The organism is Gordonia sp. 852002-50395_SCH5434458 (assembly GCF_001665905.1).
Taxonomy (GTDB): Bacteria; Actinomycetota; Actinomycetes; order Mycobacteriales; family Mycobacteriaceae; genus Gordonia; species Gordonia jacobaea.
Window position 1 is genome coordinate 1 of sequence record NZ_LZTC01000078.1, and the last position, 19,573, is coordinate 19,573.

Annotated in this window: 17 protein-coding genes and 1 tRNA gene; 12 read left to right on the forward strand and 6 right to left on the reverse strand. The window is 66.4% G+C overall.

The window, feature by feature from the left end:
- Nucleotides 1-582: 582 nt before the first annotated feature.
- The gene (locus A5785_RS23350; RefSeq protein WP_064867955.1) at nt 583-1,842 is read left to right on the forward strand and encodes a hypothetical protein; all 1,260 of its coding nucleotides are present in this window, start codon (nt 583-585) and stop codon (nt 1,840-1,842) included.
- A gap of 651 nt (nt 1,843-2,493) precedes the next feature.
- Here the strand turns inward: A5785_RS23350 and A5785_RS17270 are convergent.
- Nucleotides 2,494-2,579 (reverse strand) — tRNA-Leu (locus A5785_RS17270).
- A gap of 446 nt (nt 2,580-3,025) precedes the next feature.
- Between A5785_RS17270 and A5785_RS17275 the strand changes: the two genes are divergently transcribed.
- The 7 genes from A5785_RS17275 (at nt 3,026) to pknB (ending at nt 12,845) form a co-directional block, all read left to right on the forward strand.
- On the forward strand, nt 3,026-4,315 hold the full coding sequence (locus tag A5785_RS17275) for an FhaA domain-containing protein (protein ID WP_064867961.1): 1,290 nt from the start codon (nt 3,026-3,028) through the stop codon (nt 4,313-4,315).
- 203 nt (nt 4,316-4,518) lie between these two features.
- A complete protein-coding gene (locus tag A5785_RS17280; RefSeq protein WP_064867964.1) occupies nt 4,519-4,983 on the forward strand; it encodes an FHA domain-containing protein FhaB/FipA in 465 nt (154 codons plus the stop codon).
- Nucleotides 4,980-6,497 (forward strand): PP2C family protein-serine/threonine phosphatase, encoded by a 1,518-nt coding sequence (locus A5785_RS17285; protein WP_064867967.1) that lies wholly within the window; start codon nt 4,980-4,982, stop codon nt 6,495-6,497. The genes A5785_RS17280 and A5785_RS17285 overlap by 4 nt, the downstream gene beginning before the upstream one ends.
- Entirely contained in the window at nt 6,498-7,937 is a 1,440-nt protein-coding gene (locus A5785_RS17290) for an FtsW/RodA/SpoVE family cell cycle protein (protein ID WP_049699172.1), read from the forward strand.
- Complete coding sequence (locus A5785_RS17295) at nt 7,934-9,436, forward strand: peptidoglycan D,D-transpeptidase FtsI family protein (protein ID WP_049699173.1); 1,503 nt, start codon at nt 7,934-7,936, stop codon at nt 9,434-9,436. Before A5785_RS17290 ends, A5785_RS17295 begins: the two co-directional genes overlap by 4 nt.
- Nucleotides 9,433-10,899, forward strand: a complete 1,467-nt coding sequence (locus A5785_RS17300; RefSeq protein ID WP_064867970.1) for a protein kinase domain-containing protein — start codon at nt 9,433-9,435, stop codon at nt 10,897-10,899. The genes A5785_RS17295 and A5785_RS17300 overlap by 4 nt, the downstream gene beginning before the upstream one ends.
- Entirely contained in the window at nt 10,896-12,845 is a 1,950-nt protein-coding gene (gene pknB, locus A5785_RS17305; protein WP_064867973.1) for a Stk1 family PASTA domain-containing Ser/Thr kinase, read from the forward strand. Before A5785_RS17300 ends, pknB begins: the two co-directional genes overlap by 4 nt.
- Nucleotides 12,846-12,890: 45 nt before the next feature.
- On the opposite strand, the gene A5785_RS17310 is transcribed toward pknB, so the two are convergent.
- Nucleotides 12,891-13,574 carry an aminodeoxychorismate/anthranilate synthase component II gene (locus A5785_RS17310; RefSeq protein WP_064868027.1) on the reverse strand — a complete coding sequence of 228 codons (684 nt, stop codon included), beginning with the start codon at nt 13,572-13,574 and terminating at the stop codon, nt 12,891-12,893.
- Nucleotides 13,575-13,971: 397 nt separating this feature from the next.
- On the opposite strand from A5785_RS17310, the gene crgA reads away from it, so the two are divergent.
- Complete coding sequence (gene crgA, locus A5785_RS17315) at nt 13,972-14,262, forward strand: cell division protein CrgA (RefSeq protein ID WP_005205869.1); 291 nt, start codon at nt 13,972-13,974, stop codon at nt 14,260-14,262.
- 79 nt (nt 14,263-14,341) lie between these two features.
- Complete coding sequence (locus A5785_RS17320) at nt 14,342-14,827, forward strand: hypothetical protein (protein ID WP_064867976.1); 486 nt, start codon at nt 14,342-14,344, stop codon at nt 14,825-14,827.
- A 125-nt stretch (nt 14,828-14,952) separates the two neighbouring features.
- Here A5785_RS17320 and A5785_RS17325 read toward each other — a convergent pair whose 3' ends face one another.
- The 3 genes from A5785_RS17325 to A5785_RS23355 form a co-directional block, all read right to left on the reverse strand.
- Nucleotides 14,953-15,657 carry a rhomboid family intramembrane serine protease gene (locus A5785_RS17325; protein WP_064867979.1) on the reverse strand — a complete coding sequence of 235 codons (705 nt, stop codon included), beginning with the start codon at nt 15,655-15,657 and terminating at the stop codon, nt 14,953-14,955.
- Between the two features lie 197 nt (nt 15,658-15,854).
- Entirely contained in the window at nt 15,855-16,385 is a 531-nt protein-coding gene (locus A5785_RS17330; RefSeq protein ID WP_082937800.1) for a peptidylprolyl isomerase, read from the reverse strand.
- Nucleotides 16,386-16,410: 25 nt separating this feature from the next.
- Nucleotides 16,411-17,088, reverse strand: coding sequence for a hypothetical protein (locus tag A5785_RS23355; RefSeq protein WP_156528105.1), 678 nt, complete (start codon nt 17,086-17,088; stop codon nt 16,411-16,413).
- 466 nt (nt 17,089-17,554) lie between these two features.
- On the opposite strand from A5785_RS23355, the gene A5785_RS23785 reads away from it, so the two are divergent.
- Together A5785_RS23785 and A5785_RS17345 are read left to right on the forward strand one after the other, a co-directional pair.
- Complete coding sequence (locus A5785_RS23785) at nt 17,555-17,974, forward strand: DUF4190 domain-containing protein (protein ID WP_231894050.1); 420 nt, start codon at nt 17,555-17,557, stop codon at nt 17,972-17,974.
- A 179-nt stretch (nt 17,975-18,153) separates the two neighbouring features.
- Entirely contained in the window at nt 18,154-18,927 is a 774-nt protein-coding gene (locus tag A5785_RS17345) for a cutinase family protein (RefSeq protein ID WP_197500836.1), read from the forward strand.
- On the opposite strand, the gene A5785_RS17350 is transcribed toward A5785_RS17345, so the two are convergent.
- Complete coding sequence (locus A5785_RS17350; protein ID WP_064867985.1) at nt 18,928-19,356, reverse strand: DUF1622 domain-containing protein; 429 nt, start codon at nt 19,354-19,356, stop codon at nt 18,928-18,930.
- Nucleotides 19,357-19,573: the final 217 nt, after the last annotated feature.

A 19,573-nucleotide genomic window follows, 5' to 3' on the forward strand; every position in this document is an offset into this window, starting at 1 on the left:
TGTCGTCTAACGCCATGCTCATAGATCTTCCTCTCACTGATGAGCACTGGACTTACACAGACCATCTGACACCCCCTCGGTGGTTCCTGGCTGCGCCGCAAATTCTGGCCTGACACGTCCCGAATCTCATCCGAAGCGTATGGCGACGACCTTGCCGACGCCGTCGATCGCCACGAACGACGACTCCTCGACCAGCTCGCCGCTGGCGAAGCCACCGCGATCAACATCGACGCCCGCCTCAACAACTCCCCCGACCCGGCGGCGCTCGAAGACCTCGCAGCCGCGGTCACCGCCGCCCGATCACCCGCCCGCGCAGTCCTTCTCGGCCCGCCTGGCGCCGGGAAAACCGTCGCATCCATCTACCTTGTCCTCGGTCTACTCGAGCAGCGCGCCCAACTCCGCGGTACCGCCCGGGCACGCACCCCCATCCCGGTATGGGTCAACGCCGCCGGTTGGGACGGCACCGACCTGACGGCATGGCTGGCCTACCGGCTATCGATCGACTACGCCCAAAACGCCAAAGTCATCCGCAAACTCGTCGACGACGGACGAATACTGCCGGTCCTCGACGGCCTCGACGAAATGGACCATCACAACCCCTCAACACCCAACGCCAACGCCGCCCTCGACACACTCAACAGCCCTCCGTGGCGCAATCGGCCCGCCGTAGTCGCCGGCCGCAGCCAACACTTCAACGAACTGCAAACCCGGCGCGGAGATGGCGGCCTCCACGGATCCACCACCATCGCACTGCAGCCGCTCCCCGCTGAGGTCGTCATCGACCACCTCAGCAACTTCCGCGCCGACATCAACGCACCCGCCGGCCCCTGGGACGCGGTGATCGACCGCATCATCGACCAGCCCGACGGGCCTCTGGCTCACGCCATGTCCACACCGTGGCTGCTCACCCTCACCGCCAACGCCCTGCACAACACCCCCGACATCTCCACCCAACTTCTCACCTGCGCCTCCCAAGACAAGATCCGTGCAACCCTGTTCGACACCCTCATTCCCACCGCCGTCGCCCACATCGACCAGACCAACACGAAAACCGCGCACTACACAGCCGACACCGTCCATACTTGGCTCACCACCCTGGCCAACCACCTCAACCGCACCCCCGAAGCAACACTCACCCTCGACCAGGTCGCCGCGATCGGCGCCCACCAGAAACAACGCAACCTCATCGTTGGGCTCGCTGGCGGGCTCGCGGGCGGGCTCGCGGGCGGGCTCGCGTTCGGGCTCGCGTTCGGGCTCGCGGGCGGGCTCGCGGGCGGGCTCGTGTTCGGGCTCGCAGCCGGGTCCTTACGCGAGCCCAAACGCATAGCCTGGCGGGTACCGGGACGATCTCGCTGGCCGAGAGCGCTCGCGGTCGGGCTCGCGGTCGGGCTCGCGGTCGGACTCGCGGTCGGACTCGCGGTCGGGCTCGCGTTCGGGCTCGCGCTCGGGCTCGTGATCGGGCTGGACACGACCGACCGCGACCGCCTGCATCTTGGTCAGGACGAGACGCGGACTATCCACGACGACATTGTGTTCGGGCTCGTGATCGGGCTCACGGGCTGGCTCGTGTTCGGGTTCGCGTTCGGGCTCGCCTTCGGTCTCGCCTTCGGGCTCCCACTCGGACTCGCATCGCTTAGTACGACCTGGTATTACGCAGCAACGTGTATCGAATTCCGGGTGACAGGAGTATCTGCTGCTTGCCCCGCGGTGTTTCTGGATTGGGCGCGGCGAGCCGGGCTACTGCGAGTCAGTGGCGTCGGCTACCAGTTTCGTCACGACACCTTCCAGCAGTGGCTCCTCAACTCTGTCGAACCCGCACGTCTGCCTGACAAGGCGGCATAGCATCGATAGAAGGAATCCTGTTGCAGCGCTTCGCATTCGCCGGGTAGCGGCCCGAGCCGCGTCAGCAACGGCCGACGGTGACCGGTCGGCCGGGCCTGAATCGACCGCCGCCCAGCCGGCGGGGTCTTCTGTGGGTTAAGTCCCACTCGACATCCAGTGGAGGGAACGCACCGGATGGCTACCGTCAGTATGTTCGACCGGTTCACCGGAACCGAGGGTGGGTCACCGTCGCTTCGTCGAGTGCCGTCGGCAGTTTCGAGATGTTCTGCGCCACAAGATCGACAGCTCGGACTGCCGACCGCACAGTTCCACACTGGGCACAACCCCGCGGGCAGCGGTCAGAGGCGACTCGCGCACACGTGACGGACCGACCATGCGGAAAGTTGATGTCGAAGGGCAAGGTGTTGGCGCGGTACTGGTCGCTCATACCTATCGGACGCTTACGCGTGCACCTCGGTTCAATCCGATCGCGATCCTCTTGACGCGAATGGCCTGCGTCTGCCAGCGATCAACCTCGTGTTGGGGACTCATCAGAGCGGAGTCCCCAGATACGGTCCGTCGCAATCAAGGCGCCGTTGCCACCACAAAATCCCAGGCCACAGTCGGAACGACTGTGGCCTATAGTCTGTGGTTTTGTGTCGAACTGCTCTTTGGTGGGCGAAGGGGGACTTGAACCCCCACGTCCCGAAGGACACTGGCACCTGAAGCCAGCGCGTCTGCCATTCCGCCACTCGCCCGTGGCCGCCGGAATCGGCGGGCATGCCGCCGAACTGGGTAGCTCGACGACTGGAGAACGATAGCAACAATGCGGCGCCGATGTAAAACCCGGGCGGGCGGGTGGTCTCGACGGGCTCGACCAGCGGGGTGGGGCTCGACCAGCGTGCGAGGTGGTCTCGACAAGCTCGACCAGCGACAGTGGCGCTCGACCAGCGAGATCAAGCTCGACCAGCGCGCGTGGTGGTCTCGACAAGCTCGACCAGCGGAGCGAGGCTCGACCGGCGAGGGCGGGCTCGGGCAGCGAGTGGTCTCGACAAGCTCGACCAGCGGGTGTGGGCTCGACCCTGAAGCCATAGTTGAAGCTGCGGCGGTTGATCTGAGACGGTGTTAGCCGTAAGTATCGGTATCATCAATCAAGGTCACTTGCACGACGACACGCCACCATGGCTGCGAAGGGAGGTCGACGATGGGAATCCTGCAACGATTCGAGCGCAAGCTCGAGGGGGCCGTCGACGACGGCTTTGCGCGCGTTTTCGGTGGTCAGGTTGCTCCGCAGGAGATCGAGAACGGCCTGCAGCGCGAGGCCGAGGAGTCGTTGGAGAGCCTCGGCGACGGCACGGTGCTGGCGGCTAACAGCTACTCGTTGTTGTTCAGCCCGACCGACCACCAGCACATCGCCACTGAGTACGAGTTGAACCGCAAGACGTTCTCCAAGCACCTGGAAAACTTCATCGCCGACAACGGATGGCAGACGTATGGAAAGGTCGTCGTAGAGTTCGACCAATCGCCGTCGTTGCACACCGGTATCTTCCGTGCCCGTGGTCGGGTCGATCCGGATGCGAGCCCGCGTCCGGTCGGATCCGCTCCAGGCGCGGGTAACGATGCTTCAGAACCACCGCGGGCCGCACGTGGTCGGCCCCCGGGGCCGCAAGCCCAGCCGCCGACTTCCGGTCCGCCCCCACAACCACACGCACCACAACAAGTAGGAGTCCCAGCCATGACGCAGAATCCCGGTTACGACCAGCGGCGAGGCGCAGAACCCGCTTACGACGACGCCCGGGGCTACGGCCAGGGCCAGCAGGAACACGGCCAGGAGTACGCCCAGCAGGGCTACGACTACCAGCAGGGCGGATACGGACAGGGCTACGAGCAGGCTCCGGGCTACGGCCAGCAGGGCGGCTACTACCCGGCGCAGGGCCAGCAGCCCGGCTACGGATACGAGCAGGGCTACGAGCAGCAGGGTTACGCCCAGCAGCCCGGCTACGACCAGGGCTACGCACAGCAGCCCGGCTACGGCCAGGGCTACGCACAGCAGCCCGGCTACGGCCAGCAGGACTACGACTACGCCCAGGGCTACCCGCAGCAGGGTTACGACCAGGGCTATGGCCAGCAGGGATATGAGCAGGGTTACGCACAGCAGCCCGGCTATGGGTACGACCAGGGCTACGGACACCCCGGTGGCTATGCACCCGCCGCGATCACGCTGCTCCTCGAGGACGGCAGCAACCGCACCTTCCAGTTGCGTGAGGGCTCCAACGTCATCGGTCGCGGCCAGGACGCACAGTTCCGCCTGCCCGACACCGGCGTGTCGCGTCGCCACGTCGAGATCCGCTGGGACGGCAGCACCGCGATGCTCACCGATCTCAACTCCACCAACGGAACGACCGTCAACGACGTCCAGGTCAACAGCTGGGAGCTCGCCGACGGCGACCGCATCCGCATCGGTCATTCGGACATCACCGTCCGGTTCCAGTAAGGCCGCTGCACCTGCCAGTTAGCCGGATCGACGCCCGTGGCATCGTCTGATGACGCCGGGCGTCGATACACAACTGTCACTTTCGAATGACGGTGATCGGGACTCTGGCCCATAAGATGCAGTCGGGATCCGTTGTCGCGCGCGAGGCGTCGGCATACGGACGTACTTTGTAGTGACGGATGCGTGGGGAGGTGAGGACTTAGATGCAGGGCTTGGTTCTGCAGTTGACCCGTATCGGGTTTCTGGTCCTCCTCTGGTTGTTCGTCTACGCGGTCATCCGCACCCTGCGCGCCGATATCGCCACTGCGTCGGGCTCGCGCCTCTCCCGCTACACCGGAGCCGACCGGCGTCGTCGAAAATCTGCGACGGCCAAGGGCTCGGCGCGCTATCTGGTCGTCACGCACGGCGCTCTGGCGAATACACGCATCACGCTGGGTCAGCAGCCGGTCCTGATCGGCCGAGCCGACGATTCGACGCTGGTCCTCACCGACGACTACGCGTCGGAACGCCACGCACGGCTCTCGCGCCGCGGCGACGACTGGTACGTCGAAGACCTCGGATCGACGAACGGCACCTACCTCGACCGTTCGAAGGTGACCACAGCCGTGCGCGTCCCGTTGAGCACGCCGATCCGTATCGGTAAGACCGTGATCGAGTTGCGCCCGTGACACTGGTGTTGCGCTACATCGCGCGGAGCGATCGTGGGTTGGTCCGCGCGAACAACGAAGACTCGTTCTACGCCGGTCCCCGACTACTCGCACTCGCCGATGGCATGGGCGGACACGCGGCGGGCGAGGTGGCCAGCCAGTTGGTCATCCAGGCGCTGCGCACACTCGACGACGACGAGCCCGGCGGCGATCTGCTCGCCGCCCTCGACCGCGCAACCCACCGCGGCAACGCGGCCATCGCCGCACAGGTAGAACGCTCCCCCGACCTCGACGGCATGGGCACCACGCTGACCGCGATCCTGTTCGCGGGCAGCAGGATCGGCCTCGCACACATCGGGGACTCCCGCGGCTACCTCTTCCGCGATGGCGAGCTGACCCAGATCACACGCGACGACACATTCGTCCAGACGCTGGTCGACGAAGGTCGCATCACCGCCGAACAGGCACACACCCATCCGCAACGCTCGCTCATCATGCGCGCGTTGACCGGCACCGAGGTCGAGCCGACTCTCACGATCCGCGAGGCACGCGCTGGCGATCGGTACCTGCTGTGCAGCGACGGACTCTCCGACGTGGTGAGCGAGGAGACCATCTCCGAGACGCTCGGCTCCATCGACGACGAGAAGGAGTGCGCCGACCGCCTCATCGAACTCGCGCTGCGCGGCGGCGGCCCCGACAACGTCAGCGTCGTGCTGGCCGACGTCGTCGACACGCAGTACGGCGAGTCGCGACCCATCGTCGGCGGTGCGGCCGGCGACGACTCCGAGCAGAACTACACGCCCGACCCCAAGACCGCAGCAGGTAGAGCCGCAGCACTGCGTCCACCGGCAGCCGCACCCCAGCGCCCGACGATCCTCACCGATGACGACAACGAACCCGCGCAGCGTCGAAGTCGTTGGGGTCGTTGGATATTCGCAGGCATTGTGGCGCTGGTCATCGCCGCGCTGATCGCTGGTTTCTTCCTCACGCGCGGACTGTTGCGCAGCACGTATTACGTCGGTGAGGACAACGGCAAGGTCACCATCTTCCAGGGCTCGCCCGACAAGATCCTCTTCTTCTCGTCGAGCAAGGCGTCGGAGAAGGTCTGCGTCACCAACGTCGCGACCGACGCCCCGACCGTGAGTTTCCAGTCGGTCGACAGCAAGGACGAGTGCCGCCAGCTGAGCCTCTCCGACCTCGACTCGGCAAGCGTGAACACCGTGCGCACGTACGGGGTGAGCAAGGTCGACCTCGACGACGCCCGCAACCGGGTGCGTCGACTCACCTTCCTGCCCCTGTGCCAACCCGCGCCGAGCACCACCGAGCCCACACCGGCACCGGGCGCGACACCCGGAGCCCCGACACCCGGCACTCCGCCTCCCGCGAGCCCCGCTCCGAACACCGCACTCCCCGCGCGGTTCACACTGCCGCCGGTCGCCGAGCCGTCGAGTCCGGCGCCGTCGTCGACGCCTGCCCCCTCCGCCTCGACGCCTGCGCAGCCTCAGTTCGACGACGGACCGTGTCGGGAACCGTAGATGTCGCAGCCGTCGAATCCGCAAGCGCAGCACGCGCCGCCGCGTGAACCGGCCCGCCAGACCGGGCGCACCGTCGAGATGATCCTGTTGATCTTCGCGATCGGTGTGGTGACGATCGCCTTGATCATCGTGCAGGCCGCTCAGGGTCAATCGTTGACGTGGGATCTTCTCAAGTACGTCGCCGCCTACACGGTGCTGTTCGCGATCGCACACCTCGTCGTGCGGCGGTACGCGCCCCACGCCGATCCGGTGCTGCTGCCAATTGTGGCCGCGCTCAACGGAATCGGGCTCGTGCTGATCCATCGACTCGACCTCGGGTCAGGTCCGCGCGGCGAAGAGATCAGCCCGACCGAGCAGACCAACAACGCCGATCAGCAGCTGTTATGGGCGCTGCTCGGCATCATCGCGTTCGCAATGATCCTGATCTTCATCCGCGATCACCGGACGCTCTCGCGCTACGCGTACACACTCGGCCTCGGCGGCGTGATCTTCCTGGCGATCCCGGCGATCCTGCCGTCGTCGATGTCGGAGATCAACGGGTCGAAGAACTGGATTCGCACCCCTCTCTTCAACATTCAGCCCGGCGAGTTTTCCAAGATCCTGATCATCATCTTCACCGCGGCGTTGCTGGTCTCCAAGCGCGACCTGTTCACGACGGCGGGCAAGCACTTCCTGGGCATGGACCTACCGCGCGCACGCGACCTCGGACCACTGCTGATCGCGTGGTTGGTGACCATCGGCATCTTCGCCCTCGAGAACGACCTCGGCGGGCCGCTACTGATCTTCTCGACGATCCTCGCGATGCTCTACGTGGCCACCGGCAGAGCGGGCTGGGTGGCGATCGGTGTCACCCTTTTCGTCGCGGGGGCGGTACTCGCGTACCAGTTGTTCCCGCATCTGCAGGTGCGCGTTCAGGTGTGGCAAGACCCCTTCGCCACCTTCGACACCACCGGTTATCAAGTGGGACAGAGCCTCTTCGGGCTCGCTACCGGCGGGCTGTTCGGCACCGGACTCGGCTCCGGGCGCCCCAACATCGTTCCGTTCGCCAATACCGACTTCATCATCGCGACCATCGGTGAGGAGCTCGGCCTTGTCGGGCTCACCGCCGTGATGATGCTCTACCTGATCTTCGTGATGCGCGGTCTGCGCACGGGCGTCGCAGTCCGCGACAGCTTCGGCAAACTGCTGGCAACCGGCCTTTCATTCACGATGGCCGTGCAGATCTTCGTCGTCGTCGGTGGCGTCACCAAGCTCATCCCGCTGACCGGTCTCACGACGCCGTTCGTGTCGTACGGCGGGTCGTCGTTGCTGGCGAACTACATCCTTCTCGCGCTACTGATCCGCGTGTCCAATGCCGCGCGCGAACCCGACCCGACGAAGCGTCGGCCCACGCCGAAGCCCATCGAGTCGCTGCCGACACAGGCGGTGCGGCAACCATGAACGCTCCGATCCGCCGGGTGTCGATGGTGGTCATCGTGATGATCATCGTGTTGCTCGCCAACGCCACCTACGTTCAGGTCTTCAAGGCCGACGCCCTGAAATCCGACCCGCGCAACAACCGCGTGCTGCTCGACGAGTACTCGCGCCAGCGCGGTGCGATCACCGCAGGCGGCGAGGTCGTCGCGGTGTCGGTGCCCACGGACAGCAGGCTGAAGTTCCTGCGCAGCTACCCACCCGAGGGTGCCGAGGCGTTCGCGCCGGTGACCGGCTACTTCTCGTACCAGTACGGCAGCACCGAGGTCGAGCGCTACGAGAACTCGTTTCTCTCCGGAAGCGACGACCGGCTCTTCGGGCAGCGCTTCACCGACATGTTCTCCGGGCGGGATCCGCGTGGCGGCAACGTCGTGACGACGATCAATCCCCGTCTGCAGCGCGTGGCCTACAACCAGATGCGCAACGGCTGCAGCGGCGGTTGTCGCGGTGCGGTCGTCGCGATCGCGCCGAACACCGGCAAGATCCTCGCGATGGTGTCGACGCCCAGCTACGACCCGAACAAGCTCGCCAGCCACGACCAGTCGGTGCGCGAGACGGCCTGGTCGTCGTGGAACGACCCCAACGGTTCGGAGCCGATGCTCAACCGCGCGATCAACCAGCTCTACCCGCCGGGGTCGACGTTCAAGGTGGTCACCTCGGCGGCGGCGCTGCGGGCAGGGGTGTCGCCCGACGTGCGCCTCACCGCGGCGTCGCAGTTCCCGCTGCCCGACACCACGATCTCGCTACCCAACTACGGCGGCGAGACATGCCCGGAATCGTCCGGCGGCACTGTCTCGATGGTCACGGCGTTGAAGTACTCGTGCAATACCGCCTTCGCCGACCTCGTGACGAACAAGATGCCCAACGCGACGTCGAATTTCAAAGACACCGCTCGACGCTTCGGCCTCGACGAAGCCGGACCGGAGATTCCGATGCCGGTCGCGCAATCGACCGTCGGCGAGATCCCCGACCGCGCCGCGCTGGCGCAGTCGGCGATCGGACAGCGTGACGTGCGCCTGACCCCGCTGGAGAACGCGATGATCGCAGCGACCGTCGCCAACGGTGGGGTGCGGATGCAGCCCTATCTGGTGGATAAACTGCAATCGGCAGATCTGCGCACGCTGAGCACAACTCAGCCGACAACGATTAACGAACCGATCACCTCCGACCAGGCGGCCACGCTGACAAGCATGATGGTCGAGTCGGAACGGGCAACCGCGGGAGCGGGCGGCCCGGTGTCGATCGCGTCGAAGACCGGCACGGCCGAGCACTCCGACACGAGCGCAGGTGGCGACTCGGAGACCCCGTACTCCTGGTACATCGCGTTCGGACCGTCGTCGAATCCGCAGATCGCTGTCGCCGTGATCGTGGAGAACGGCGACTACGGTGTGAACTCGGTCGGCGGAACCGTCGCCGCACCGATTGGACGAGCTGTGATCAACTCACTGGTGGGAGGTGGACGATGAGCCTGCAGAACGGCACGATCATCGCCGACCGTTATCGCCTGACCCGGCTCATCGCGACCGGCGGCATGGGACAGGTCTGGGAGGCCGTCGACACGCGACTGAACCGTCGTGTCGCGGTCAAGGTGCTCAAGGCCGAGTATTCCGACGACCCCGAGTTCACCGCTCGCTTCCGCACCGAGGCGCAGACGACGGCCAAGCTGAACAACCCCGGCATCGCGAACGTCTTCGACTACGGCGAGACGCCCGACCGCGCAGGTGGCGGCCCTCTGGCCTATCTGGTGATGGAACTCGTCGACGGCGAGCCGCTGAACTCTGTCATCTCACGACTCGGACGGCTGTCGCTGACCAACACGCTCGACATGCTCGAGCAGACCGGTCGCGCGCTGCAGGCCGCGCACACCGCAGGCCTCGTGCACCGCGACGTCAAGCCCGGCAACATCCTCATCACGCCCGCGGGCCAGGTGAAGATCACCGACTTCGGCATCGCTAAGGCGGTCGACGCCGCACCGGTCACCCAGACCGGCATGGTGATGGGCACGGCCCAGTACATCTCGCCCGAACAGGCCACCGGTGACGAGGCGACCGCGGCGTCGGATGTCTATTCGCTCGGCGTCGTCGGATACGAGGCGCTGACGGGGCGCCGACCATTCCTTGGTGATGGCGCGATCACCGTCGCCATGAAGCACATCCGCGAGACCCCGCCGCCTCTGCCTGCGAACGTGCCTGCGTCGGTGCGCGAGCTGATCGACATCACGTTGTCGAAGGATCCCAAGCAGCGCTATGCCAACGGTGGCGAGTTCGCCGACGCCGTGGCCGCGGTGCGTGCGGGACGTCGACCTCCTACCCCTGGCGGCACCGGAGCCATCGGTGCTGCCGGAGCCGCTGCGGCGGGCGCCGCGGGTGGAGCCGCGCTCGCACGCGGCACCGGCGCGACCCGCGCGATGACGAGCGGTGTGCCGCCCACGGGGACCGCACGCAGCGCGACGCAGGGAACCGGTCGGGCCCCGACGGCGTACGGCCAGACCTCATATCCGCAGTCCTCGTACGGTCAAACCTCGTACCCGCAGACGTCGTCGACGCCTCCGTCGAACAACAACAACGGGTGGACCACCGGCCAAAAGGTGCTCGCGGGTATCGCGGGAGTCCTGCTGCTCGGCGCCATCGGACTGATCGGCTTCTGGCTGGCGAACCTGGATTCGGGATCGTCGGAGACGCCGACGCCGTCGACGACGGTCACGCAGACCACGACCGCTGTCCCGACCACTGCCGAACAGCAAGAACCTGAGACGACGACGCGCGAGCAGACCACGACGACGCGTCGTCCGACCACCACCGAGCGACCGACGACCGAAGAAGAGACGACCCAACAGGAGACCGAGGAGCCGACCACAACCGATGGCGACTCCGGTGCACCCACCGTGACCGGACAGTTCTGTCCGCCCTTCTGTCTGCCGAGCCGATGACAGCGACCCCGCACCACCTCTCCGACCGCTACGAACTGGGCGAGACGCTCGGTTTCGGAGGGATGTCGGAGGTGCACTTCGCTCGCGACCTCCTGCTCAACAGGGACGTCGCGATCAAGGTGCTGCGTGCCGACCTCGCACGTGATCCGTCGTTCTACCTCCGCTTCCGACGCGAGGCGCAGAACGCCGCGAAGCTCAATCACCCGACGATCGTCCAGGTCTTCGACACCGGCGAATCCGAGACACCCGACGGGCCGCTGCCGTTCATCGTGATGGAGTACGTCGACGGCGAGACACTGCGGGATGTGTTGCGCGCCAACGGTCCGGTGTCTCCGCGGCAGGCCATGACGTGGATGGCCGACGTCGCCGCGGCCATGGACTTCAGCCACCGCAACGGGATCGTGCACCGCGACATGAAGCCCGCCAACGTCATGATCGACAAGGCCGGCGCGGTCAAGGTGATGGACTTCGGCATCGCCAGAGCCATCAGCGACTCGACGTCGACGATGACGCAGACGTCGACCGTGATGGGCACCGCCCAGTACCTGTCGCCGGAGCAGGCGCGCGGCATCAAGGTCGATCCGCGCAGTGACATCTACTCGATGGGCTGCGTGCTGTTCGAGTTGATGACCGGCGAGCCGCCGTTCACGGGTGATTCGCCCGTCGCCGTCGCCCATCAACACGTCCACGAGGACCCGCCCTGGCCGTCGTCGATCCGACCGGAGATCCCGCGCGAGCTCGACTCCGTCGTGCTCAAGGCGATGAGCAAGAACAAGGAGAACCGGTATCAGTCGGCCGCCGAACTGCGCGCCGACCTGATCCGCGTGCTCGCGGGTGGCCGCCCGTCGGCTCCGCTGCTGCTGACCGACGAGGATCGTACGGAGTTCCTCGACACCGGTCCTCGACGCGCGGCGCGCGGCTCGGACGGTGGCGGCACCGGGGGTGGCGGCGGCGACGGCTCCGGCGGTTCGGACGGCAACGCTCCTCGACGCTCCAGTGACAACACCCCTATTCGACGCCGGTCCCGCGGACTGGTCCTGGGATCGGCCGCGCTCGTGGTGCTGCTGCTGGCAGGACTGCTGCTGTGGTGGGCTCCGTGGGCGTCGGAGAGTGCGCGGCAGATCGCGGTGCCGTCGGTGAGCGGCTTGTCGTCGCAAGACGCCGAGAGCAACCTGCTGCGTGCGGGGTTCAAGGTCAAACAGCTCCAGGAACCGAGCCTCGACGTCAAGGCCGGGACGGCCACCAGGTCGGCGCCGGGCGCGAACGTACTGGCACCCGACGGCTCCGAGGTGACGCTGTACGTGTCGTCCGGGCCTCCACGGCATCAGATGCCGTCGATGCAGGGCAAGACACCGGAGGAGGCGACCGACGCGCTGAAGGTGCTCGGATTCACCAACATCCGGACCGACGAGGTCGATTCGACGGCCGCACTCGACGGCAAGGTCGTGAGCACGACGCCCGCGTCCGGAACCAACGCCGCGGTCAACAGCCCGGTCGTGCTGCACGTCGGGTCCGGGCCTCGCCAGGTGACCGTGCGCGACGTCGTCGGTATGCGTGAGGACCAGGCCCGCACGCTGCTCGAGCAATCGAATCTGAAGATGGTCGTCGTGCAGGGTGACTCTGATCGGCCTGTCGGCGAGATCATCAGCTCGTCCCCGTCCGCCGGAACATCGGTTGACGAGGGCAGCACGGTTCAGGTGACAGTCTCGCGCGGCAACCAGTTCACGATGCCCGACCTGCGCGGTCTAACACCCGAGCAGGCACGCTCGACGCTGCAGTCGCGCGGATGGTCGGATTCGACGCTCACACAGTCGACGAAAGGCGTGCCGCTGGGCAGTCCGGACATCGGCAAGATCATCGACCAGCAGCCTGCCGCCGGCTCGCAACTGAGCCGCAACGACGCCGTCACGGTGACCGTCGGGCAGCTCAGCCTGTTGCCGAACTAGGGCTCGAGCGGTCGGTTCCTGCAGGGGTCGGCCCAGGCTCGCCCGTCAGCCCAGCGCGGCGGCCATCTCCTGTTCGAGCGCGTCGACCAGACCGGGGTCGACCTTGATGCCCGCGACGGCGAGCCAGTTGGCCAGCATCCGGTGTCCGCCCTGGGTGAGAACGCTTTCCGGGTGGAACTGGACGCCGTGGATGGGCAGGTCGCGGTGGCGCATGGCCATGACGATGCCCGTGTCGGTGCGCCCGGTCACGACGAGTTCGTCGGGGATGGTCTCGGGGAGCACGGTGAGCGAGTGATAGCGCGTCGCGGTGAACGGATCCGGCAGTCCGGCCAGGACTCCGTCGTCATCGTGGATGACCTGCGACGTCTTGCCGTGCAGGAGTTCCGGTGCGCGGTCGACCGTCGCGCCGAAAGCTGCGCCGATCGCCTGGTGTCCGAGGCAGACCCCGAGCAGCGGGATTTCGTCCGACGCCGCGAGCCGCACCAGCGGGATGGTCGCGCCCGCGCGCTGCGGGGTGCCGGGGCCTGGGCTGAGCAGCACGGCGTCGAATCCTTCGACAGCTCGACGCAGTGATTCCGTGGTGAACTCGCCGTCGGCGTCGGAGAGGACCGGGTCGTCGTTGCGCCACACCGTGACGTCGAGGCCGGCTGGGCTGCCTAGTTGACCGAGGTATTGGACCAGGTTGTAGACGAAGCTGTCGTAGTTGTCGATGACGAGCACGCGGCCCAGGGGCTGCGCGGATCCGTCGACGGCGGGCGTATTCACAGGCTCAGGTTACTCGGGGCGCCGCGGGGTGGTCTCGACAAGCTCGACCAGCGGGTGCAGCTCGGCCAGCGGGTGCAGCTCGGCCGCCGTGGTCTCGACAGGCTCGACCAGCGGATGGGCCCTTCCCGCTGATTGAGCCGGCCGCGAGCGGAGCGAGCAGCCGAGTCGAAATCACCAACGGGGTCTCGACAAGCTCGACCAGCGGGTGCAGCTCGACCAGCGGGGCAGCTCGACCAGCGGGGCAGCTCGACCAGCGGGGCAGCTCGACCAGCGGGGCAGCTCGACCAGCGAGCGGGGTCGGACGCGGCGACCAGGTGAGATACCGTGTAAGGCGAGTGATCTGCACCCAACAGAGGAAGTCATGCCGAAGTCTAAAGTCCGGAAGAAGACCGATTACACGATCAACCCGGCGTCGCGCACGCCGGTCAAGGTCAAGACCGGTCCCTCCAGCAGCATCTACGTGGGCGTCATGCTCGGTCTGATGCTCCTCGGCCTCGCATGGCTGATCGTCTACTACCTTGCTGCGAGCTCGACCACCTACGGCGGCGAGGGCCAGGTTCTCCACTGGATGGCCAACCTCGGATCGTGGAACTTCCTGATCGGCTTCGCCCTGATGGTCGTCGGCCTTCTGATGACCATGAGATGGCGCTGACCTGCGACAACAGGCTCGGACAATCATCCACAGCCGTTAATCACATGTGTGTAATTCATCCCCACTGTGAGTAACTGCTGTGGATAACCGTTCCGACTTGTCCACAGGCGAATGGTCGACGCCGCGACCTGCTGCCGCCGCACTGCTGGTCGGCGGCCTACTTCTCGTGATCCTTGGCGTGATCGCGGCGTCGGATCCCGCCGGCATGGTCCTGATGGTCGTCGCAGGCGTGCTGCTGCTGGCGTTCGGCGCGTACGCGTGGGCGATTCGACCGCGCCTCGCAGTCAGTCCCGGCCCAGTCCTCCACATCCGGACGCTATCGGGCACGCGTGACTGCACACCCGCACAGGTCGATCAGATCAAGGTGCTCAACATCCGCCGCATCGGACGTCGTAGCGGGCAGCTCGAGATCGACGTGATCCCCGACGACGCCGCCCCGACAGATCAATCGGACGGTCTAAGACTCGACACCAAGCTCTACGTCTTCGGCCGCTGGGATCTCGGCGCCGCACCCTCCGACGTCGCGGTGCAGTTGCGTCAGGCCGGGTTCGACGTCGACGGCTGACTCGTCTCGAACACCGTCGAACTACGTCGCGAGGCCGAATTACATGTGTGTAATTCATCCCCACTGTGGGTAACTCCTGTGGACAACTAACTGAGCTATCGATTGCGGGTGTCGTGGAAGCCTGCTCAGAGCAGACCCGACCTCGAGCTTCCGGCGATGATGCCGAGCGCGATCGCAACGATGAGCAGCACGATCAGCGCGATCCACCCCACTCGCGAAGCGTTGTGCTGGGTACGCGACTCGTCCGGCAGAAGCCGAGCGGGAAGGTAGATGACAGCGGCCGTCGCGGCGGCACCGAAGACAAGACCACCCATGTGGGCGGCCAGCGAGATCCCGGGCATCGTCACCGAGAAGACCAGGTTGATCACGATGATCGTGATGACTCCGGTCGGGGAAATTCTGGCCTTGAGGACGATCACGAGCATTGCGCCCATGAGTCCGTAGATCGCGCCGGAGGCCCCGGCACTGCGGACGTTGCCCGCCTCGAACAGCATCACCGCGGCGCTTCCGCCGAAAAGAGCGATGAAGTAGACCATCAGGTAGCGACTGTGTCCGAGTGCTGTCTCGAGGTCACGGCCGAGGATGTAGAGCGAAATCATGTTCAGCGCGATGTGCATCACGGTGAAGTGGAGAAAACCCGCGGTGAGAAGTCGCCAGTACTCGCCGTTGGCGACGTCGGCTCTGACGAGGTCGCCGTGCTGGAAGAGAGGCGCGAGCCCGGCGTCGAACGACTTTGCCTGGATCACGCAGAGCGCGAAGATCACGACGTTGACGGCGATCAGCGCATAGGTGCCGATCGGGGTATTGCGCGTGGCCGTCGGCGTCGAGATCTGTGCGGTTTCGACGCTCGACGCCGCGCGCCGCGACCCGTCGTCGCCGCGACATTCGACGCAGTGTTGCCCGACGGCGGCCGGGGTGAGGCACTCCGGACACGCCGAACGCCCGCACCTGCTGCAAGAGAGCAGGGTCGGGCGATCGGGGTGCCGGTAGCAGACCTGCGACGCGCGCGTCGGTTGCTGCGGTGTGTTCAGTTGATCTCGATCTTCTCGATGACGACCGGGTCGAGCGGACGGTCGGCGCGGTCGGTGGAGGTCGTCGCAATAGCGTCGACAACCTGCTGCGATGCGGGATCGGTCACCTCACCGAAAATGGTGTGGCGACGGTTGAGGTGCGGCGTCGGTCCGACGGTGATGAAGAACTGTGATCCGTTGGTTCCCGGTCCGGCGTTTGCCATCGCGAGGAGGTACGGACGGTCGAAGGAGAGCTCCGGGTGGAACTCGTCCTCGAAGCGGTATCCGGGGCCACCGCGGCCGGTGCCCGTCGGATCGCCGCCCTGGATCATGAAGCCCTCGATGACGCGGTGGAACACCGAGCCGTCGAAGAACGGTCCGGAGTTGCCTCCGGAAGCGTTGGGCTCGCTGTACTCCTTGCTGCCATCGGCGAGGCCGGTGAAGTTGGCAACGGTCTTGGGTGCGTGATTTCCGAACAGGTCGACAACGATGTCACCGCGGTTGGTGTGGATGGTCGCGGTCTGCGTTTCAATACTCACGCCCTCCATACAACCACCTCAGCGCCGGTAGGTGTCAGAAGTGGCATCCGCCCGCAGCGAACTGGCACGCTGTGCACATGCAGAAGAAGCAGGTGCTCGCCATCGCAGGGGGACTCGCGCTGGTATCGGCCGTCGCGGCAGCCGTCGTCGTCGTACTCCGTCGGAGTCGGCAGGAGCCGCCGCCGATCTCGGCAACGGTTCCTCGGATCGATGAATTGCCGACGACGATCACCGCTGGCCCCGAGGCCGGATAGCCCGTCGGGAAGGTCACGTAGTCGACGGTCCATGCGGTCTCGGGACACCGGTGCAGGTAATTTGGACCCGTGAACTCCGACGACACCCGATCCGACGACGCCGACAGCGAGTCGGGCGTGAACCGAGCATCGGGGTGGTTTCCCCTGTCGAAGGACGACGCAGCGGCTGCCGACAGGCCGTCGCAGCCGACAACAGACTCGGAATCACGACCCGCGCGTGACAGCGTGGCCCCGGCCTCCGCGCCGTGGGAGCGCGCGAACGGACCGTCATCGGGCTGGTCGGTGCGTCCGGACGCACGCGGCGGCGCGCCTTCGGGCCGCGACAACGGGCCTATTAAGCGCGACAGCGCTCCTGCCCCGCGCGAGAACGGCCCTGCACCGCGCGACAGCGGCCAAGTGCCGCGGAATGCCGGACCCGCTCCGCGGAACGTCGGGCCTGGCCCTCGCGATGTCGGCACCGGCCCTCGTGACGGGGGCCCTGCCCTGCGCAGCAACCCGCACGACCAGCACGGAACGGGTCCCGGCCCGGCCGGCGCCAACCCTACGTTTACCGGGAACAGGCCGCCGCCCCCGCGTCCAGCCACGGGGAACGGCCCGGCACCCTCACAGGGCAACAGGCCGCTTCCACCAAACACCGGTCCGCGACCGGGATGGCAGGTCGGCGCCCCGCCGCAACGCCCGCCAGCACCCGGCGCGCAGCCCGGCCCGGGAACCGGACAGTCGTCGGGAAGGCCGCCAGGACAGGGACCCGTGCCGCCGCAACGCCCAGGGGCGCCGGTGCCACCGCCGGGACGTAGGGCTCCGATCGGCGCGCCGGGCGGTCCTCCCCCGCGCGCCGGTGACCCAGTCGGAAGAACGGGCACGACGCCGCCACCAACCGAAAGTCTTTCCGGCGCAAGCGAATACGCACGGAGCGGAGAACGGGTGTTCGTCCCGCCGCGTCGCGACGTCCCCGCCAACACGCCTTCGCGCGACGCTCAACCGGTGGGCCCGGCCGAGGCGTCGGCGACGCAGGCATACTCGGCTGTGAAAGAACCGTCGAACCGAAAAGGCATCGGTTCCCGCGTCGAAGACCAGGAGGAGCCCGTGGCACCGCCTCGGACTGCAGCACCGGCATCGTCGACGACGACGATGAACCGCACGGCGATCTGGGCATTCGTGTTGTCGCTACTAGGTATCACGTCGCCGATCGGCATCTATCTCGGCTACCGCGCACGCGATGAGATCCGCTCCCGACCCCAGTACGGCATGCCGTTCGCGACGGCAGCGATCCGCCTCGGCTGGGTGTGGGTCGCAGTGGCGATCGTCGCGCTGCTGGTCTACTTGTTCATCTTCGTCTTCTGACGGGCTGCCTGTTGGCGCAGTCGGTCTCCTACCGGCGCGCAAATTGATTCCGCGGATTTGTGAATAGGTGTGAACTGAGACCCATCCGAGTGGCCACAATGGACGAATACCGTGGGTACTCTCGTCCACAGTCGGCTGTGATCGACGTCTGCCGGCGCACGACTCCGCAAAGGAACTCCATGCCGAAGCTCGCCTTTCCGCGTCCACGCTCCGGGCGTGATCGTCGCATCTCGCCTCTGAACAGTGCCGCCCGTTGGATAGCGCTCCTGGCGGGTTCGCTCGTCGTCGCTGCCGGCGGTGTCCTCGCTGCAGCACCGCACGCATCTGCGGCGTCGTGCCCCGACGTCGAGGTGGTGTTCGCTCGTGGAACGGCAGAAACCGCGCCGCCCGTCGGGCTCACGGGATTGTCCTTTGCGCAGGCACTGAGGGCGCAGCTGCCGGGCAAGTCGGTGGCGGTTTATGGCGTCGACTACCCCGCCAGCAACAACTTCAACAACCGCGTGGCGTTTGTCCGCAACGTGGTTGCAGGCATCACAGATGCGCAGGATCACATCAAGGCCACCGCGGCGCGATGCCCGAACACAGGAATCGTTCTCGGCGGCTACTCCCAGGGCGGCGCGGTTGCGGCCTACGCAGCAAACAGCGGAATCGCCGTTCCCGCGCGCTATGCCGAGTACGCGTCGCAGGCCCCCAAGGCCATGCCTGCCGAGGTGGAACCCCGCGTCAAAGCCGTCGTGCTCTTCGCTCCCCCGTCGGACCGCTGGATCCGCGACATCGGGGCACCTGAGATGAACGTCGGACCGCGGTACAAGCCCAAGACCGTCACCTACTGCATCCCGGGCGACGTCGTGTGCGACGGCGCTCCAGTGGGTCAGCCGAACGGTCTGCACGTGCTGTACGCCGTGAACGGCATGAACGTCCAGGCCGCGCAGTACGCGGCAGCGCGGCTTTAATCAGTCGTTGTTAGTAGCGCGTGACGCGGTCTGTGCGGCCGCGTCGCGCGCTATTTCTCTGCCGGCCAGGGAAGCGCCGCTCGTCAGCAGTGCACGCTTCCACGGGACGACGCCCTCGATCTCGATCTGAATCGACATCGACAGCACAGTTCGAATCAAGACGATGATCCCGAGGATCAGCGCGTCCTCGATCGACGGCTTGGACGTGATCGTGCGGATCAAGTCCGCTGCCACGAGTACCTCGAGGCCCAGCAGGATCGCGGCACCGAGGGTGTTGCGCAGCGTCGAGTAGGCGGTTTCGCCTCCCTCACCGCGTCGGAGCGCTCGACCGGCCAGTATCAGCGACATGATGAACCCGAGCACCATCGTCAGCGCACCGATCGCCTCGAACGCCACTGCGACCCCGGAGAAGACATCCTCGATGTGCATGTGGAGAGAGTACGCAGCGCAGCGTCGCCGCGACGGCGCATCGAGGCGTGTTGTGAGGTGTAGGTCGTGAGTCGGCCTGGGGCCTGAGGGTGCGCGTTACGGTTGTTGGCCTGGGTCAGGGTGCTTCGGCGTCTTCCGGTTGTTTCTGCGCGACGCGGCGGGGCGGCTTATCGCCGTATCCGCGGCCGACGGGCAGTCCGCGAGAAACCGAAACTAG

What these genes read in the sequence shown, in the direction of transcription:
- A5785_RS17300 (WP_064867970.1), top strand. Translation starts at nt 9,433, where the DNA reads ATGAGCCTGCAGAACGGCACGATCATCGCCGACCGTTATCGCCTGACC.
- A5785_RS17330 (WP_082937800.1), bottom strand. Translation starts at nt 16,385, where the DNA reads ATGGAGGGCGTGAGTATTGAAACGCAGACCGCGACCATCCACACCAAC.
- pknB (WP_064867973.1), top strand. Translation starts at nt 10,896, where the DNA reads ATGACAGCGACCCCGCACCACCTCTCCGACCGCTACGAACTGGGCGAG.
- A5785_RS17345 (WP_197500836.1), top strand. Translation starts at nt 18,154, where the DNA reads ATGCCGAAGCTCGCCTTTCCGCGTCCACGCTCCGGGCGTGATCGTCGC.
- A5785_RS17290 (WP_049699172.1), top strand. Translation starts at nt 6,498, where the DNA reads ATGTCGCAGCCGTCGAATCCGCAAGCGCAGCACGCGCCGCCGCGTGAA.
- A5785_RS23350 (WP_064867955.1), top strand. Translation starts at nt 583, where the DNA reads ATGGACCATCACAACCCCTCAACACCCAACGCCAACGCCGCCCTCGAC.
- A5785_RS17295 (WP_049699173.1), top strand. Translation starts at nt 7,934, where the DNA reads ATGAACGCTCCGATCCGCCGGGTGTCGATGGTGGTCATCGTGATGATC.
- A5785_RS17350 (WP_064867985.1), bottom strand. Translation starts at nt 19,356, where the DNA reads ATGCACATCGAGGATGTCTTCTCCGGGGTCGCAGTGGCGTTCGAGGCG.
- A5785_RS17280 (WP_064867964.1), top strand. Translation starts at nt 4,519, where the DNA reads ATGCAGGGCTTGGTTCTGCAGTTGACCCGTATCGGGTTTCTGGTCCTC.
- crgA (WP_005205869.1), top strand. Translation starts at nt 13,972, where the DNA reads ATGCCGAAGTCTAAAGTCCGGAAGAAGACCGATTACACGATCAACCCG.
- A5785_RS17275 (WP_064867961.1), top strand. Translation starts at nt 3,026, where the DNA reads ATGGGAATCCTGCAACGATTCGAGCGCAAGCTCGAGGGGGCCGTCGAC.